The sequence below is a fragment of the Rhodoferax sp. genome (assembly GCF_028714215.1).
Classification (GTDB): Bacteria; Pseudomonadota; Gammaproteobacteria; order Burkholderiales; family Burkholderiaceae_C; genus Rhodoferax.
The window spans coordinates 1-17,057 of the sequence record NZ_JAQTMS010000081.1; the positions used below are offsets into that span (position 1 = coordinate 1).

Consider the following 17,057-nt stretch of genomic DNA (forward strand, 5'->3'; position numbering starts at 1 on the left):
ACCCGCATCGGTGCCTGCGACGCTGATGCCGCTCACGCTCACGGCCTTGGCTGTGCCGACGTTCTTGTCGGCGAAGCTGGCGCTGGTGTCGCTCAAGCTCAATACATCGCCCGCGACGCGGTTGTCCCTCAAGATCACGCTGGCAACATTGCCGCCGTCATAGACCTTGTTCACACCGGTGGCACTCACCGTCAATGCCTTGGGTGTGATGTCGGCGTTGAGGGTTTCAGTGATGCTGTAGTTGGACGCCAGGCCGCCGTTGCTGCCGTTGGCGAGCGTGTGGCTGGCGGTGACGGTCTTGCCGGTACCGGCATTTTTGTTGCTGAAGCTGCCGGTGCTGCTCCCCACGCTCACCGTCTCAATGCCGACAAAGCCGCTCAAGGTGCCTGGGGTAACGCTGATCAGGGTGGTGCCGTCGTAGGTTTTGTTGGCGGCGCTGCTGCCGGTAATGGTCAAGGCCTTCTGGGCGATGGTCAGCGCGCCGTCCACGTAGGTGACAGCGTAGCCCTGCTGCGAGGTCGAATACAAGCCGCTGCCGGTGTTCGTATACGTACCGGCATTGACGGCGCTGGTGGCCGTTCCGCCGACAGCCAGGGTGCCGAGCAGGCGAACATCGGGCGTTGCCGAATAAGTCACGCTGGGCGCGCTGCCGCTGTACACCGTCGCGTCATAGTTCTTGGACGTGTTGCCCACGGTCACCGTCAGCGGCGTCATGAAGCTGCGCAGCAACGGGTTGCTGTGGCCGTCGTACACGACCCAGATGTTGGTCAAATCCCAGGTGCCGAAATTGGCCGATTGCTGCATTTGCGCGGTGGTGAGGCCCACATCGCTGGTCTGCGTGCCATAAGCCAGCCCGAAACCGGATGCATTGATAGCGCTGTTCCAAGCGCTGTGGGAAATGGTTCCGCCGTTGTAACCGGCCAGGCCGCCCCTGAAGCCTCCGCTGGTGCTGCCCGTGGCATAGCTGTTGCGGACCGTGCCGTAGTTGCTGCCCACCAGCCCGCCCGCGACGGAGTTGGCCCTGTTTGTGACGTTGACATTGGCGTAGCTGTTGCTCACCAAGCCACCACTGTTGCGGCCGACCAGTCCGCCGACGCCGTTGGCCGTGCCCGAGACACTGCCGGTGGCATAGCTGCCATTGACCGTGCCATAGTTGTTGCCCACCAAGACGGCATCATTGCCAAGACCACCACCGTTATCGCCTCCGGTCACCGTGGCGTTAATCAGTCCCACGTTCTGGATCAGCGACGAGCCGTAGGTGCGGCCAAACAAGGCCACTTCGCTTTGGGATGGTCGGTTGATGGTCAGGCCGCTGATGCTGTGGCCCAGTCCGTCGAATTTGCCTCTGAACCAGAACCCGGGGGTAGTGTTGCCCACGGGTATGAAGCCCGCGCCAGTGTTCCAGGTGCTGGTGGCACTGGCGTCGATGTCGGCACCCAGCACGTAGTTGCCGCCCAAGTTGCCGTTCATGCCCTGCAAGTCGGTGGCGGTGCTGCTGCCTGCTGCTCCCAGGCTGGTAAGGACGGTGTAATTGACCACCGCGCCATCGCTGCCGAGCAGGGTGCTGAAGTTGTTGCCTGCGGGCAGGTTGACCGGCGCGTTGACCTTATACGTGCTGGTGTTGCCTGCAGCGAGCGCACCCTGGCCGTATTGCAGCGCCAGGCTGGCCGTGCCGGAGCCGTTCATCGCGCTGTTGATGTTGATGTTGTTTTGCGCGTTCAGCGTCAGTGTGTTGGCGGCCCAGCTCACGCTGTCGTTGACGTTGACATTGCCTGCCGTGCCGCTGGCACCCGTGCTGCTTTGGATGGTGACGTTGCCACCCGCGAGGTTGCCGCTCAGCGCGGCGCCGGTCATGTCACCGCCCGTGGCGGCGATGGTGAAGTCCACCGGGTCGATCAGCCAAGTGCCGCTCAGGCCGTTCGCAGACTGGGTCGTGACTTTGGTGCTGTCGGCAATCTTGACGTGGGCGGCACTGGTTTCGATGAAGCCGCCTTTGCCACCATGACCGCTGCTGGGCGCGCTGGCATCGAGCGTGCCGCCGACATTGACCGTGCCCACTTGCATGTCACCGATGAGCTTGATGGTGCCGCTTACGTTCTCAACCGTGCGTGCTTCGATGATGCCGCTGTTGTTGACCACCGCTGTGCTCAGGGCATCAGCCGCCTTGGCCGACATGAAGACCTGGCCGCCGTCGGCCACCACCAGTTGTTTGTTGTCGACCAGCGCCTTGAGTGCGCCTTGGTCAATATTGAAGCTCAACAAAGAGCCGTTGTTGATTTGCAGCGTGACTTTGTCGCCAGCGGCCAGCAGCGCAGTGCCCAGGCGCGCGGAGATCACGCCTTGGTTGCGCACCTCGGGCGCCAACAGCGCGATGTAGCCGCCGCTCTTGGCAGTGAGCGTTCCTTGGTTGACGACGCTGGCATTGCTTCCACTGGCTCCAGAAAAACTGTATTTACCGGCCATGAAGTCGGCATCGCTCAGGTTCTGGGTCGAGGCCACCAGGCCGCCTACATTGACCTGAGAGCCTGCGCCAAACAGCACGCCGCTGGGGTTGAGGATGAAGACCTGGCCGTTGGCGCTGAGTGAGCCCAGGATCTGGCTCGGGTCCTGGCCGACGACGCGGTTGAGCGCGATGGCCGCAGCATTGGGCTGCACAAAGTTCACCGACTCGTTGCTGGCAATGCCAAAGCTTTGCCAATTGATCGCCAGGCTCTGGCTACCCTGGTTGATGGTGGTGTTAGTGCTGCCGTTTTGGCCCGTTTGTGCAATGCTGCCGCTACCTGCCGTCACCTGCCCGCCCGTGGGGCCCGCTTGTGCCCAAGGGGTGAGCAAAGCCGTGCTGGCCAGCACGGCTGCCATGGTGCTGACCACGCGGCTGGCGCGCCCAGAGCTTGACTTGCTGCGGCCCTTGGCATTTTCTGCGCAGCAGACCCAGGTGTTGCTGATGTGGTTCCAGACGAGGCGATAGATGCGGTTCATTCAAAGTCCTGTGTTGACGGCGTGAAAAGGCTGAAAAGGAGAGACGAAATCCGAGAATTTCTCTTGCATGTATGCTAGGGACGAACGCCACTTTTGTATGTCGCCAGAACTAGCGACACCGCCACCGGAAAGAAAATTTCGATGTAGCTAGTTCTAGCGACAGACAGATACCCAGGATTTGGTTAGCCTTGCGTAAGGTTCGAACCACCTTGGCGCTTGGTGCCAAGTCCGCATGGACCATAGAATCCGCTTGCTTATCTTTTGCTTGGATAGAAAATCTTCTGATGCCACGACTTTCCACAGGCCATCCTCTCATTCGCGTGGCGCTGGTGGAGGACGACGTCAGTTTCCAGCGGGCTTTGACCGAGGCCGTTGCTGCAACGCCCGATATCACGCTGTTCAATGTCGCGGGGACGTGCGCGCTGGGGCTGCAAATGCTGGAATTGATGCAGGTGCCGGCCGATGTGTTGCTGGTGGACCTGGGTTTACCCGATGGCAGTGGCATTGACGTGATCCGGGCGGCGCACGCCAAGTGGCCGGGTTGCAGCATCATGGTGAGCACGACGTTTGGCGATGAGCTGCATGTGATGCAGTCGCTTGAAGCCGGTGCCTCCGGCTACCTGCTGAAAGACAGCGCGCCGGAAAGGATGGTGTTCGAGATTCGCAGCCTGTATGCCGGCGGCAGCCCTATCAGCCCGCTGATCGCACGGCAGATTTTGATGCGTTTCCGGCAGGATGATAAAACCGCGGCAGCAAGTACGATGCCAGTTTCCGTCAAACAACATACGGCATTGTCCGCACGCGAGAAAGAAGTGTTGGAGTTCATTACCAAGGGTTTTACTTCCGATGAGATCGCCGCATTGATCAACGTGTCGCGCCATACCGTGCTGACTTTTATTCGTCGCATTTACGCAAAGCTCGAAGTAAATTCCAAGACTGAAGCAATCTACGAAGCGCGTAAATTGGGGTTGCTGGATGAGTAGACTCGCGCAATTCTTAAATATGGATATGCCGCGACGCCCCACTGTAAAACGCATTTTTAACAAGTGGTGGCGGCTTTTTTTAAGGTACGCACACAACACAGTCATTCCCCTTGCCGTGCTGCTGATCGTCGGTGCGACCCTGAGCTGGGTCGCCTATGACGAGTATCTGCAAACCGAGGAGTTTGAATTTCGGCTGCTTGAAGCCCACGCCCGCAATGCTGATGCACGGGTCGCGGAAGCAACGGACAAAATCGGCCACTTGCTGAACCTGCTGGCCGCAGCGCGGCTGCACAGCGGTCCGCTGCGTGACAACGCGTTCACCGCCACGCTCGACCGGCACAGACAAGACATTCCCGAACTCGGCACGTTGTTGCTGACGGATACCGCCGGGCGCATTCACAGCGCTACCGATGCAACGTTGATCGGGCGGGATGTTTCACAAGAGCCCTACTTCGCCGCTCACCTCGGGCATGAGCTGGCGCCGAAACTATTTATGTCACGCCCCGATATACGTCTGCTGGGCACCACTGCCGTGATTTTCACTTTGCCCGTGGTCGATGCCGATCACCGATTTCTCGGTGTCGTCGGTGTCAGCATCAGGTTCAATTTTTTGCAGGGCGTATTGCAAGTGATCAACCCGGACGACTCCGCCAGCATGTCCGTTATCGTCAACCGGGATGGCGATCTTGTGTATCGCCGTGGTGAGCCGGAGAAATTCTTCGGTATCAACATCGTCAAGGTCAGCACGGTATTTCGGGAGCATTCCCGCCTGCACCAGCCGGTGACACGGCATATCGGCCCGTCTGCCCAGGATGGCAAAACCCGGCTTTTTCTCGTGCGGGATGTCGGTGCCTCCGGCCTGAGTTTGATCCTGTCTCGTCAACTCGATGAGGTACTCGCCAAGTGGCAGCGCAATGCCGTTATTTATGCGCTGATTTTTTTGTTCACTGTCGTGGTGGTGGTCTTTCTTGCTATCTCTGCTGCGCGTCGCAAACAATTGGAGGCGGATGTTATCAACAGCCATAAACGACTGCGCGAGATCGAACAGCGTCAAATTTTGAGCCAGGAGCGCCAACGGTTGATGCAAGACATGCATGACGGACTGGGCTCATCACTCATCAGCGCATTGCGGGTGGTAGAACACGGACGAATGGACGAGACAGAAGTCGCGCATATGCTCAAAGGTTGCATCGACGATCTTAAGCTGGCGATCGATTCGATGGAGCCGGTAGATGCCCATCTGCTGCTGTTGTTAGCCACGCTGCGCTTTCGCTTGGGGCCACGTTTGGAGAGCACGGGTATCGCGCTGCACTGGGAAGTGCAAAATGTGCCCGATCTCGATTGGCTGGAGCCCAAAAATGCTTTGCATATTTTGCGTATCTTGCAGGAGGCGTTTGCCAACATCATCAAGCACACGCAGGCCACGGAAATTCGCGTGGCGACCGGTGTCGATGGCGCTTGGGTGGTGGTGACGGTGCGCGACAACGGCGCTGGGTTTTCTATCGAAAAGGCACTTCAAATCGGTGGCAAAGGCTTGGCCAATCAGACACACCGCGCGCATGCCATCGGTGCTGAAGTCGCCTGGGCCTCGGACGCATCTGGGACATCTTTCACCTTGCGCTTGCCGATACAGCGTGTGCGGGCGGTGTCGTCAGGCTTTGGCGGCCTTTGAGCAAATAGGGGCGTCCATTCCAATAATGTCCATGCTTATGGTCATTGTGCCCGTGACCGTCGCCGGTGGTGGAGCAACATGTGAACATGTTCGGGTCGTTCGAGTTCAGCAACGTGAGTTCCAAGTCGGTACGTGAACTCGCCAGCGCAGTGGGGTGCGATGTCAAGCGCGTGCATGAAGACGTGGTTATCCTGGCTGAGCTGGGCATGCTGGAGCGAACAGAGGGCGCTCGGAGTCCACGCCGATGTGCTCCAGCATCTTCCTGATCTGTGCGCCCTCGGTAATGAACACGCTCAGGCGCATCTGTCTGGAGCCGATGCACAAGCTGACACTGGAATTCATGGCCTTGCACGACGCGCTGCTTTCGGCACGGCTAAACCACTGTGGTCGCACAGAGAGCTACAAGTTGGGCGCCAGCAGCCGCTGCAGCGCCTGCTCGTTCATGCCACGGCGCACCGCCAGGTCTTTCAACTGGTCGTCGCCAATCTTGCCGACGCTGAAATAGGTGCTGTCGGGGTGGCCCAGATAGAAGCCGCTGACACTGGCCGCCGGCGTCATGGCCAGGCTGTCGGTGATACCCATGCCGATGTCGGCGCATTGCAGCAGATCGAACATGTCCTTCTTGACGCTGTGGTCCGGGCAGGCCGGGTAGCCGGGCGCCGGCCGGATGCCCTGGTATTTTTCGGCGATCAGTTGTTCCGTGCTCAGCGCTTCCTGCGCCGCGTAGCCCCACAGGTCGGTGCGCACTTTTTGGTGCAGGCATTCGGCCAAGGCCTCTGCCAGGCGGTCGGCCAGCGACTTGAGCATGATCGCCGAGTAGTCGTCATGGTCGTCGGCAAAGTATTTTTCCTTTTTGTCGACGCCGATGCCGGCGGTCAGCGCGAAGACGCCCGCGTAGTCGGGGGCCACGCCCTTGGGGGCGACGAAATCGGCCAGGCAGCGGCTGGGCCGCAGCACACCGTCGACGACCTGCTTTTCGGTCTGCTGGCGCAGGCCGTACCAGGTCAGCGCCACCTGCGAGCGGGTCTCATCGGTATAGAACTCGATGTCGTCGCCATTGACCGAGTTGGCCGGATAGAGTCCGATCACGGCATTGGCGCTGAGCCAGCGACCCTCGATCAGGCGCTTGAGCATGCGCTGGCCGTCGGCGTAGACGCGCACCGCCTCCGGCCCAACGACCTCGTCTTTCAGGATCGCCGGGAACGGCCCGGCCAGGTCCCAGGTCTGGAAGAACGGACCCCAGTCGATGAACTTGGCCAGTTCACTCAGATCAAAATTTCGGAAGACGCGCCGGCCCAGGAATTTCGGCTGTGTCGGGGTGTAGTGGCTCCAGTCGACAGGCGTCTTGTTGGCGCGGGCGCGTGACAAAGGCCACAGGGGGGTCTGCTTCTTGCTGGCATGCTGTAGACGCACCCGTTCGTAATCGCTGTTGAGCTCGGCGATGTAGCTGGCCGCCTGCTCCGACAGCAGGCCTTGCGCCACGCTGACGCTGCGCGAGGCGTCGGGCACGTAAACCACCGGTCCCTCATAATGCGGCGCAATCTTGACGGCGGTGTGCACGCGCGAGGTGGTGGCGCCGCCTATCATCAGCGGGATTTTCTTGATGCGGAAATGCTCGTCCTTCTGCATCTCGCCGGCCACGTACTGCATCTCCTCCAGGCTGGGCGTGATCAGGCCCGACAAGCCCACGATGTCGGCGCCTTCCACCTTGGCGCGGGCCAGGATTTCGTGGCACGGCACCATCACGCCCATGTTGACGACATCGAAGTTGTTGCACTGGAGCACCACGGTGACGATGTTCTTGCCGATGTCGTGCACGTCGCCCTTGACGGTGGCAATGATGATCTTGCCCTTGCTGCGCACGTCGCGCCCGGCCGCTTCGTCGAGGCGTTTTTCGGCCTCGATGTAGGGAATCAAATGCGCCACTGCCTGCTTCATCACGCGGGCGCTTTTCACCACCTGCGGCAGGAACATCTTGCCCTGGCCGAACAGGTCGCCGACGATGTTCATGCCGTCCATCAGCGGGCCTTCGATCACGTGCAGCGGGCGCCCGCCTTTTTTCAGAATCGCCTGGTAGGCCTCCTCGGTGTCTTCGACAATGAAATCGGTGACACCGTGCACCATGGCGTGGCTCAGGCGCTGCGCCACCGTGGCCGGCTGCTCGGGCGTGCCGCGCCAGGCCAATCTGGTGCTCTCGTCCCTGGCCGCGCCCTTGGCGTTTTCGGCAATCTCGACCAGGCGCTCGCCGGCATCGGGGCGGCGGTTCAGCACCACGTCCTCGACCCGCTGGCGCAACTCCGGCTCCAGTTCGTCGTAGACACCGACCATGCCGGCATTGACAATGCCCATGTCCATGCCGGCTTGAATAGCGTGGTACAGGAACACGGTGTGAATCGCTTCGCGCACCGGGTCGTTGCCGCGGAACGAGAAGCTCACGTTGGAGACGCCGCCCGACACCTTGGCGCCGGGCAGATGCTGCTTGATCCAGCGCGTGGCATTGATGAAATCGACGGCGTAGTTGTTGTGCTCTTCGATGCCGGTGGCGATGGCGAAGATGTTGGGGTCGAAGATGATGTCTTCCGGCGGGAAGTCGACCTCGTCGACCAGGATGCGGTAGGCGCGCTCGCAGATCCCGATCTTGCGCTCATAGGTGTCGGCCTGGCCCTGCTCGTCGAACGCCATCACCACGGCGGCCGCGCCATAGCGGCGCAGCAGCCTGGCCTGCCGTTTGAACTCGGCCACCCCTTCCTTCATGCTGATGGAATTGACGATGCCCTTGCCCTGCACGCAGCGCAACCCGGCCTCGATCACGCTCCACTTGCTGGAGTCGATCATGATGGGCACGCGCGAGATGTCGGGCTCGCTGGCAATCAGGTTCAAGAAGCGCACCATGGCGGCCTGGCTGTCCAGCATCGCCTCGTCCATGTTGATGTCGATGATCTGGGCGCCGTTCTCCACCTGCTGGCGCGCCACCGCCAGCGCCTGCTCGAACTCACCGTTCAGGATCATGCGGGCAAAGGCTTTGGAGCCGGTCACATTGGTGCGCTCGCCAATGTTGACAAACAAATTTCCGGTGCCAATCTGCACCGGCTCCAGGCCGGACAGCTTCATAGTGGGAACAAGGGTATCGGACATGCATCTCACCTGTAAATGTCAAAAAGCAGGTGAGCGTCGTTGGCAATATCCAAGCCTGACGGATAGTCTGATCCGCTGCAACGCTCCTTGGATACGCTGATTTTAAGGGACAAGCCCGACCGGCTGCTGGCCGGCCAGCGCCGACAAGGCCATCGGCCTAGCGATAGAACGCTTCGACCTGGCCCTTCAATTTGATCAGCAGCGGTTGGCCCTTGCGGTCCAGGGTCTTGCCGGCGGCGACCTTGATCCAGCCCTCGCTGAGGCAGTATTCCTGTACATCGGAACGCTCCTTGCCGTTGAACCGGATACCGATGTCGTGTTCGAACACGGCAGCGACGTGATGCGGACTGCGCGCGTCAATCGACAAATGGTCCGGCAGCGGGGGGCGTTGAGTGGTTTCGGTCATGGGTGGCTACTTGTTTCAAGGGTTCAACTGAAGGCGCAGGAACCCGGCCCGCCGGCGTGTCCGCACGAGTCGCAGGGGCTGGGCAGGGCCGGTGCGGCGGCTTGCGAGCCGGCAACGGTGGCGAACACCGACAGCAATTTTTCCAGTTTTTTCGAGTGGCAGGTCGGGCACTCCGGCGTGTTGCCGGAGCGCACCAGGGCTTCAAACTTGTGACCGCAGTCACCACAGGCATATTCGTAAATGGGCATCTCGACTCTCCAGGTCAGGTTCCAATTATCGACCCAGGCGGGCGGCGGGAATGAAGCCCAGCCCGCAAGACCGAGCGCACGCAGACAGAGGCGCCGGAGGACCCGCGCTGAAAAGCGTGGGATTTCAGGCCGGCGTGTGGTCGTAATTCAACCATTGCGTGGTTGATTTTCAACCACCAAAATCACGGCATGCGTCGGCGCCAAGCCTGGTTTGAGTGCGCCGGCCATCCTGAGAGCGCAATCCCGGCAAGGACTTCAAGGGACTGCGCCATTTGCAGGAGACCGAGCCGACCGCTTCCAATGCGGCATCGTGCTGTATGCTGGACGCGAGTTACGCGTCCTCCAACGGGATCACCTAGTTTGATACGATGCTGGCAATGAACCTAGCTCACAACCCCTGATAAACCCGGCGTGCCACCGAGTCTTATGGTTCACGGTTACCTGATCGATCTTGACGACACCCTGATTGATGACACATGGAGTATGGAGGTCGCCGCAAAATGGCTGGCGGTGAAGTTCGCAATACCTGGATGTGATACGTCGGAGCAGGTCGTCGCACGCTGGACCGTGCTGACTCAACTGAATTGGTGTAGATTTCGCAACGGTGAACTTTCGCTTCGGGAACAAAGACGGAAAAGAGTGCGCGGGCTCCTGCAACGGGAGTTGAATGACGGCGAAGCCGATGAAGTATTCGCCGGCTACGCGTCTGAATACCAACGCAATTGGCGTCTCGTCCCGGGAACGACCGAGTTCTTGAGACGAACCGCGACGCTACCGCGGGTCATTGTGAGCAACGGGGAACGCAGCCAGGTCCATCGGAAGCTCACCGCGTTGGGAATACACCATCACTTCGTCGCAATCGTCACACCCGAGGATGCCGAGGTTCCAAAACCAAACGCGAAAATTTTTCTTCATGCAGCAGAACTGCTGGGCCTGCGCCCGCACCAATGCCTCATGATCGGTGACGACTATGAAGCTGACATTCGGCCAGCCGATAGCTTGGGCATGTCAACATTTCATGTGGTTCGCGGTACAGCAGGCAGGGAAATCCTTGATGCAGTGCCCCCTTGCCCTGAGTGAATAGCGGCATCGAGCGACTGCCATTGAGAAATCTGGAAGTCGGCAACCAGTCTGAACTTGCTGGCCGCAGAGGCACCGCTGAACTTTTTGATTGAACTACCGCAGCAGACACAATCCCGACTTTTACGCGGTGCTGTCAGAAGTCAAGTACGCAGCGTAACCGGTCGTCCATGGCAGCCCTCCAGTTTGGTACGATGCAGCCGTGCTTCCCTTGTCAATCCCGATTGTTGGGCGTTGGTCACCCGCCGATGTTTTGCGTAGAGAGGTCGGTTTCCAATGCCGACTAAAACCCAGCCGACACGCAGTAGCAGGATGCCGCTCGGCGGCGCTTGCTGCGTACTGGTGGCCTTCAACGTTAAATCGCCACTTCATTTCGACCCCAGCGTCTATCTGGTGCCGAGATTGAGCACAACAACACCGCCGACTACGAGCCCAAGCCCGGTCAGCCGAAATGCAGTGACGGGCTCGCCATAGATGGCCATTCCAACGATGGCTGTGACTGCTGTGCCACTTGCTGCCCAGACGGCATAGGTTAGTCCCATTTCAAGTTGCTTCATCGCAATGGACATGAGCCATACGGCGAGTACATAGCAAAAGCCTGCAAGCGCCGCGGGAAGCAACCGCGCGAAGCCTTCTGAGTGCTTCAGCGCAATGGTTCCTACAACTTCCGAAACGACGCTGCTGGCGATTAGCAGCCAGGCCACGAGATTTGAATTCATTGGGTACTTCCAGACATGCCCGCTTGCCGCTTATACCGAGCGGCGCGAGCAATGCTTAGGGGCGGTACCTTGAAGGTGGGGAGTCTACTGCAAGCGTACCTCGCTCTCCTTTAGAAGGGTTACAGCGTTCGCCGGGGGACAGGGATAGGCGACAGTGCGTTATGGCTTGCCGTAAAAGGCGATAACGAGTTTATCGGCGACGGGCTACTTGAATTGCTTGGGATTGTTTGTATGTGCGAAACACGCGGCGAAAACTGGAAAGCCACAGACAAGCAAATTGAAGAGTTTCTAAAGAAATATGAAATCCAACTCTGAAATGTTTGATGTTCCGCAGGCGCGAAAAACTGACCGATAGTTTGGCTGCTGCCGGAGCGCCAACCATGCCGGCGAACGGCTGCTATCTGGAAATTTGGCTGACGGCTTCCAGCCCTCTGGAGTCATTCCCGGCCGAAACTCCAATGACCCCTGACGCTGCACAAGAGCCGGGCATGACCAAAATCCGATTCGGCACAGCGAGTGACCGCTTTAGACAATTCACATCGACGAAGGGCCGCTTGAGAGTGAAGGCCCCCAATGCCCGCCCGCAGGACGTGCATCGCGCCACACCCAGCACGCCTTGTGCCGCCAAGAATCCGCTGACACCTCAAAGGGCGTGCGCGGCTCGTCGGTGAACTGCAGCAGCCTCGAACCGGGGACTCAGCGCAGCAACCGCGCGCTGCCGATAGCGACCTGGTCAACTTCCGTCAGGCCTTTTTGGCCCAGGCACTGCACCAGCCTTTGGCCGTCACGTTCTTGCCTTGGAAAACCGGGCAACCGCCCGCTGAATCACCCGCCTTGCCCAAGTACAAGGCGCACCCGCTGCACTGGCTACCGGCAACGTAGGCCTTGAATTTGGCTTTGTCGACCCGGATGGCGTCATCCACATAACCGAGCGCGACGGCTTGAACATCTTTCTCGCCGACCAGCGCGGCGACGCCCGTCACCGGCGCGGTGGCCGCGTAGGCGGACTGCATGCCGGCCGAACCGACGGTGAACAGCGCAGCGCCAGCGGTAGGCACGATTGCAATGAAGCGGCGACGTGTGGTGGTGATGTTCATTTGGATTTCCTTCAATTGATTGACTTTGGGACCTTCGGGCATTGAAAAGACGCTGCAGTCACAGCTCGGACAACTCAACTCAAAGAGCTCGGCTTGCGCGAAATGACGGCATTCGCCAGACGTAGCCGCTGCCTCAACGAGGGAGAAATCGCGCGCTGACGGCTGCAACAACTAAGCTGGGTTGGTCCGCTTTTCCCGTTTGAGGATAGGTTAGACAGGGCTACTCATCTGTACGCTCACGCACATTCGGAGCATGAAAATCCGAGTGCCGCCGTCGAATGCTTGTCCGCTCTTGATGGCGGGTACCGGCGTTTGCGGAGCAAGAGGCCCGGTGAAAGACAGCTTGGTTCAGGTCGCAAACCTCGAGTTCATGCAGAACTTCAGGCTTGGCGGTGATTCATTCAGACACTCGCGTTCAAAGCGTCGTCGTGTAATCGTTCATGGTCGGCCTCGATGTCACCGGCTTTCCCCTGACCACCGTGCCGACCGCCATGAAGCACAGCAATTGCTCTGCCTCAGCCAGTTGGAAGAACTGGCTGAGCCGCTCGGAATAGAGCGACTTCCCCGTCAGGAGCCCGGCGCCAAAGCCCATGGCATGGGCGGTAAGCAACATGTTCTGCAGAGCACATCCCGCTGCGATCAGGCGCTCCTGGTCCGGTACAGTGCCCAACGCGGGGCTCAGGCGGGCGATAACCGCCACCAACAAGGGGCCTCGATAAGCCTTTTCACGGGCTTCTTGCAGTTGCGCCTCGGTGGCCTGACTGTCGCGCTCGCCAAGCGCTTGGGCGAAAGCATCGCCCAGCAGAGGCCGCTTCTGCGCCGGAACGATCACCAGGCGCCAGGGCGTCAAGCGCCGATGATCCGGAGCGGCGCCGGCCGCGTCCAGAATGGTTTCGATCTGTGCGCGATCCGGCCCGGGTTCGCCGAGGAACCTCGACGAAGTACTTTGTCGGGTGTGAATCAGGGTCAACGCGGAGCCCAGCGGTTCCTGGTGTTCGTTCCAATGCACGTTAATGTCCTATTGCTGCTGCCAGCGTTTTATGGATGTCTGGATTTGCCCGCTCTTTGGATCAGCTCGTGCCAGCCCGGATAGCCGTCAGGGGTAAGCGCGTACTTGCTGGTAAATTCACTGTGCGGCGCACCGCTGGTCAGCGCCGCCACAAACCCTTGGCGGTCCCTGATCCAGCTTCCTCCGAGCAGCGTCACACCCCGGGCGAACAGCGCATCGGGCAGGCAGCCGGCACTGGGTCCTATCATGGCGAACCAGCGGGCATGGCGACACTGGGCCAGCATGTCATCCAGCGTGTCGTTGAGCAGCAAGGTGCTGGTCGAAATCACTTTGCTGCAAGCGGCGAGTTCCTTGGCATCGAGTGTTACGCGATAGCCATCATGCTGGCCCACAAGATCGGCTTTCAACTCGACCACAGTCAGCCGGGCTCCGCTCTTCAAGACGCGTCCCAGCAGGGGTCTGAACAACCCGATCATGCCGATGGACTCGCCCTCTTGCGGATTCATCTGTCCAATCGAATCGCTGCTGTCGCCGGGGTGAAATCCGGCGCGGTCAAACAGGCAGCGCGCGATGGCATTGGCAGTCGCCAAACCGATGGCCCGGCCGGGCCCTTGCTCGCTGACGAAGTGCCGGGCCAGCTCAAGCGCATCGGCTCCCGCGGGGAGGAAGGCCGTGGTCCCCTGACGCAGTTGCGCCAGCGTGTCGCCGAGACGAACGTAACACAGGCCCAGCGAGCCGTCCGTCAGCTCCACGGCGCAGAATTCGCCCGCGTGACCCTGGACCGGCTGCAGCGGCGGCAAATGCAGGGCACGCACCCGCGGCAACGGACTCTGCTCAGAAAAAGCGGCCAATTGGTCCAGGTATTCTGTAGCGAAACTCATTGCGGGGGGCATCCATCGAACGGAATGGTTCGGATACCCAAATCATAGCGACTCCTGATGCCAAGCCCTATTTCGCCTCCCATCTGAGCGACATCGCAGAGTCAGACCGTGCCGGTCTGGCAATTGACGCCCGTTACCGAGCCGCCGTTGCTTGCGGCAACGCATTGGCGATGACCTCGGCAAAAGGCAGCAAGCTTTGGCCGACGACCTCGGGGAGGTTGTCGACCGGGGTGACTTCATAGGTGCTGGAGCGACTGGCATTGCCGGCCAGGGCGCTGAGCACGGACAGCGCCACATCGGTGCCGCTGGTCGCTTTTTTCTCCACACTGGCGGCGATGTAACCCGGGAGTATGACTTTTTCCTTGAACGGGAAATCCACCCCCCGGCTGCCTTCCATGCCCTCCACACCCACATAGGCCCGCACAAAGCCACTTTTGACAAACAGCAGGGGCTTGTGCTCGACCGATGCGCTGGCGCCAATGATGCTGGTGCCGCCGTGTCCGTCTTTCTTGAAATCGGCAAAGTCCACTGTGAAGTCCAACTCCAGCACCAGGGGGTTATTCAAGGCCTTGGACAGCGCCACGTAGCCCAGACGGCCATCGAACATTCCCGAGAACTGCGCAGTTTGTTTGGCAAAGGCGGTGACCGACGCGGTGTTGGACATCATCCCTTCGGTGGCTACTGGACTTTTGGTTTGGGCAACGGCGGCGGCGAACTCGGCGTTGGCCATCAGTTGGTCCTGCGGCAGCACGGCCAATCCCCGGCTGGCCAGCAATTTGACCAGGTCAGCATAGAAATTGTCGGCAATGGATTGCACCACTTCGGGCTTGACGCCCAGCAGCTTGTAGTCCACGTAGGCACTGGCCCACTTGGACGAACCCCAACTGGTTTGGGTGCTCGCCGCGGAGGTTTGGGTCGCGAAGTTGATACGAATTTTCCCGATCGCCACCTGGGCCGGCCCGGTCGCCGCCAGTTTGACCGTCTTTTCAAACGCCGAGCCATCACCGACCAGTTGCTTGAACTCTTCGGCCCGGTTGCCCTGCGCTTCCAGAACGACCGGTTTGGGTTCCTTGTCAAAAATCCCCGCTCCCGCAGGCAGGGCGGCCAGCAGGTACAGGGAAAGAATCGCTTTTTTTCCAAATTGTTTCATTCAACGTGCTCCAGAGAAAAATGTCCGGAAAATTTCATCGCTCTCGGCAATTGGCGAAGCGACCCGTACCAATGAGTTACAGGAATCTGTGTTTTGATTGATGCATGGCTTGGCGTTCCAAATGACGTGAATGGTTGATCAATGGTCAGACAGATCGTCCAGTGACGCTGGACGCCGAGCTTCCTTCAATGAAGCTCTCATCGGGATACGCCAGAAAGCGCGGCCAAAAGGCTCAAAGCGCGAAACTATTTATTCCAAGCGGTCGGCCGGGCGCAGTGCGTCACCTGCTCCTGCGCTTGCTTTTGATCCACCGCGTATTCCCGGTTCATGCAGTGTTGGTCCTGGAGACACTTGAATGCCCCTGTGGGCTCGCGGCCCAGCGGCATTACAGGTCGCCTGCTTGCAGCGCGGCGTTCGAGTTCAGTCAGAACTTCAGGTCCGCTATCGCTACCGGTTTCAGCAGCAAAGTCCAGTAGCTGTCAATCAGGCCGCTTCAGGGTAGAAGAAGGACTTTTGCAGCTGGCGGGTGGGCAGCGGTGCCACGGCCGCGTGGATGGCGCTGATGTGTTCGGGGGTAGTGCCGCAGCAGCCGCCGACGAGGTTGACCAGGCCCTCCGCGGCGAATTCGCGCAGCAGCCGGCTGGTGTCCGTCGGAGTCTCGTCGAAACCGGTCTCGCTCATGGGGTTGGGCAGGCCGGCGTTGGGGTAGCAGCTGATGAAGGTGTCAGGCGCCACGCGCGCCAACTCCTGGATGTAGGGCCGCATCAGCGCCGCGCCGAGGGCGCAATTCAGTCCTATGGCCAGCGGCCGGGCGTGGCGCACGCTGTACCAGAAGGCGGTCACGGTCTGGCCCGACAGGATGCGCCCGGAAGCATCGGTCACGGTGCCGCTGATGATCAGCGGCAGGCGCTCGCCGGAAGCTTCAAAGTATTCATCGATGGCGAACAGCGCCGCCTTGGCGTTCAAGGTGTCGAAAATGGTTTCCACCAGCAGCGCGTCGGCACCGCCCCGCACCAGTGCTTCGACCTGTTCGTAATAAGCCGCGCGCAACTGCTCGAAGTTCACGTTGCGGGCGCCGGGGTCGTTCACATCCGGGCTGATGCTGGCGGTCTTGGGTGTAGGCCCCAATGCGCCCAGCACAAAACGGGGTTTGTCCGGGGTGGAGAATTTGTCGCAGGCGGCGCGCGCCAGTTGGGCCGAGGCGAAATTCATCTCGGCCGCCAGAGCGGCCATGTCGTAGTCGGCCTGGGCAATCGAGGTGGCGCCGAAGGTATTGGTCTCGATCAGGTCGGCGCCGGCCGCCAGATAGCGCTCGTGGATGCTGGAGATCACGTCCGGCCGCGTCAGCGACAGCAACTCGTTGTTGCCCTTCACGTCCTTGTGCTGACCTGGGGTTTTGCCAAAGTCCTTGAAGCGCTGAGCTTGGCCGCCAGGCCCAGCGTACCCGGCTCCGCGGTACTGCGCCTCGTCCAGCTTGAAGCGCTGAATCATGGTGCCCATGGCGCCGTCCAGAAACATGATGCGCTGGCGCAAAATCTCCGGCAAAGCCTGGCCGCGGGTGTAAACAAGAGGTTTCATTGGTAGACGTTGGCTCGCAAAAAGGCCCGAAGGCCGGTTAGAGAGCCAACGCCCCCTTTCAAACCGTGCATGCGGATTTCCCGCACACGGCTTACCAGTGGTCTGTCGGCTCGCAGCATT

At 60.2% G+C, this 17,057-nt stretch carries 13 protein-coding genes and 1 riboswitch; of the genes, 3 read left to right on the forward strand and 10 right to left on the reverse strand.

Annotation, left to right across the window (positions count from 1 at the left end):
* A partial coding sequence (locus tag PHS32_RS23065) for a YDG domain-containing protein (RefSeq protein WP_301081807.1) occupies window positions 1–2,979 on the reverse strand: 2,979 nt, incomplete at its 3' end.
* Window positions 2,980–3,263: 284 nt separating this feature from the next.
* Between PHS32_RS23065 and PHS32_RS23070 the strand changes: the two genes are divergently transcribed.
* A complete protein-coding gene (locus PHS32_RS23070) occupies window positions 3,264–3,962 on the forward strand; it encodes a response regulator transcription factor (RefSeq protein ID WP_301081808.1) in 699 nt (232 codons plus the stop codon).
* Window positions 3,955–5,634, forward strand: coding sequence for an ATP-binding protein (locus PHS32_RS23075; RefSeq protein ID WP_301081810.1), 1,680 nt, complete (start codon window positions 3,955–3,957; stop codon window positions 5,632–5,634). Before PHS32_RS23070 ends, PHS32_RS23075 begins: the two co-directional genes overlap by 8 nt.
* A 399-nt stretch (window positions 5,635–6,033) precedes the next feature.
* On the opposite strand, the gene metH is transcribed toward PHS32_RS23075, so the two are convergent.
* From metH to PHS32_RS23090, 3 genes are all read right to left on the reverse strand, one after another.
* Window positions 6,034–8,769, reverse strand: coding sequence for a methionine synthase (gene metH, locus PHS32_RS23080; RefSeq protein ID WP_301081811.1), 2,736 nt, complete (start codon window positions 8,767–8,769; stop codon window positions 6,034–6,036).
* Between the two features lie 24 nt (window positions 8,770–8,793).
* Window positions 8,794–8,864, reverse strand: a riboswitch (S-adenosyl-L-homocysteine riboswitch).
* Between the two features lie 62 nt (window positions 8,865–8,926).
* Window positions 8,927–9,175 (reverse strand): DUF3297 family protein, encoded by a 249-nt coding sequence (locus tag PHS32_RS23085; RefSeq protein WP_301081812.1) that lies wholly within the window; start codon window positions 9,173–9,175, stop codon window positions 8,927–8,929.
* A 23-nt stretch (window positions 9,176–9,198) separates the two neighbouring features.
* Window positions 9,199–9,423, reverse strand: a complete 225-nt coding sequence (locus PHS32_RS23090; RefSeq protein ID WP_301081813.1) for a zinc ribbon domain-containing protein — start codon at window positions 9,421–9,423, stop codon at window positions 9,199–9,201.
* 426 nt (window positions 9,424–9,849) lie between these two features.
* Between PHS32_RS23090 and PHS32_RS23095 the strand changes: the two genes are divergently transcribed.
* The gene (locus PHS32_RS23095) at window positions 9,850–10,503 is read left to right on the forward strand and encodes an HAD family hydrolase (RefSeq protein ID WP_301081814.1); all 654 of its coding nucleotides are present in this window, start codon (window positions 9,850–9,852) and stop codon (window positions 10,501–10,503) included.
* Between the two features lie 386 nt (window positions 10,504–10,889).
* Here the strand turns inward: PHS32_RS23095 and PHS32_RS23100 are convergent, their stop codons facing one another.
* The 6 genes from PHS32_RS23100 to PHS32_RS23125 all read right to left on the reverse strand — a co-directional run bounded on the left by PHS32_RS23100 (window position 10,890) and on the right by PHS32_RS23125 (window position 16,937).
* Window positions 10,890–11,222 (reverse strand): multidrug efflux SMR transporter, encoded by a 333-nt coding sequence (locus PHS32_RS23100; protein WP_301081815.1) that lies wholly within the window; start codon window positions 11,220–11,222, stop codon window positions 10,890–10,892.
* Window positions 11,223–11,965: 743 nt separating this feature from the next.
* Window positions 11,966–12,319, reverse strand: coding sequence for a high-potential iron-sulfur protein (locus tag PHS32_RS23105; RefSeq protein ID WP_301081816.1), 354 nt, complete (start codon window positions 12,317–12,319; stop codon window positions 11,966–11,968).
* Window positions 12,320–12,734: 415 nt separating this feature from the next.
* Window positions 12,735–13,328, reverse strand: a complete 594-nt coding sequence (locus PHS32_RS23110; protein ID WP_301081818.1) for a nitroreductase — start codon at window positions 13,326–13,328, stop codon at window positions 12,735–12,737.
* A gap of 29 nt (window positions 13,329–13,357) precedes the next feature.
* Window positions 13,358–14,209: a DUF364 domain-containing protein gene (locus PHS32_RS23115; protein WP_301081819.1), complete on the reverse strand. Its 852-nt coding sequence runs from the start codon at window positions 14,207–14,209 to the stop codon at window positions 13,358–13,360.
* A 133-nt stretch (window positions 14,210–14,342) separates the two neighbouring features.
* Complete coding sequence (locus PHS32_RS23120; RefSeq protein ID WP_301081820.1) at window positions 14,343–15,359, reverse strand: hypothetical protein; 1,017 nt, start codon at window positions 15,357–15,359, stop codon at window positions 14,343–14,345.
* Window positions 15,360–15,842: 483 nt separating this feature from the next.
* Window positions 15,843–16,937, reverse strand: a complete 1,095-nt coding sequence (locus tag PHS32_RS23125) for a homocysteine S-methyltransferase family protein (protein WP_301081821.1) — start codon at window positions 16,935–16,937, stop codon at window positions 15,843–15,845.
* Window positions 16,938–17,057: the final 120 nt, after the last annotated feature.

What these genes read in the sequence shown, in the direction of transcription:
- PHS32_RS23070 (WP_301081808.1), top strand. Translation starts at nt 3,264, where the DNA reads ATGCCACGACTTTCCACAGGCCATCCTCTCATTCGCGTGGCGCTGGTG.
- PHS32_RS23075 (WP_301081810.1), top strand. Translation starts at nt 3,955, where the DNA reads ATGAGTAGACTCGCGCAATTCTTAAATATGGATATGCCGCGACGCCCC.
- metH (WP_301081811.1), bottom strand. Translation starts at nt 8,769, where the DNA reads ATGTCCGATACCCTTGTTCCCACTATGAAGCTGTCCGGCCTGGAGCCG.
- PHS32_RS23085 (WP_301081812.1), bottom strand. Translation starts at nt 9,175, where the DNA reads ATGACCGAAACCACTCAACGCCCCCCGCTGCCGGACCATTTGTCGATT.
- PHS32_RS23090 (WP_301081813.1), bottom strand. Translation starts at nt 9,423, where the DNA reads ATGCCCATTTACGAATATGCCTGTGGTGACTGCGGTCACAAGTTTGAA.
- PHS32_RS23095 (WP_301081814.1), top strand. Translation starts at nt 9,850, where the DNA reads ATGGTTCACGGTTACCTGATCGATCTTGACGACACCCTGATTGATGAC.
- PHS32_RS23100 (WP_301081815.1), bottom strand. Translation starts at nt 11,222, where the DNA reads ATGAATTCAAATCTCGTGGCCTGGCTGCTAATCGCCAGCAGCGTCGTT.
- PHS32_RS23105 (WP_301081816.1), bottom strand. Translation starts at nt 12,319, where the DNA reads ATGAACATCACCACCACACGTCGCCGCTTCATTGCAATCGTGCCTACC.
- PHS32_RS23115 (WP_301081819.1), bottom strand. Translation starts at nt 14,209, where the DNA reads ATGAGTTTCGCTACAGAATACCTGGACCAATTGGCCGCTTTTTCTGAG.
- PHS32_RS23120 (WP_301081820.1), bottom strand. Translation starts at nt 15,359, where the DNA reads ATGAAACAATTTGGAAAAAAAGCGATTCTTTCCCTGTACCTGCTGGCC.
- PHS32_RS23125 (WP_301081821.1), bottom strand. Translation starts at nt 16,937, where the DNA reads ATGAAACCTCTTGTTTACACCCGCGGCCAGGCTTTGCCGGAGATTTTG.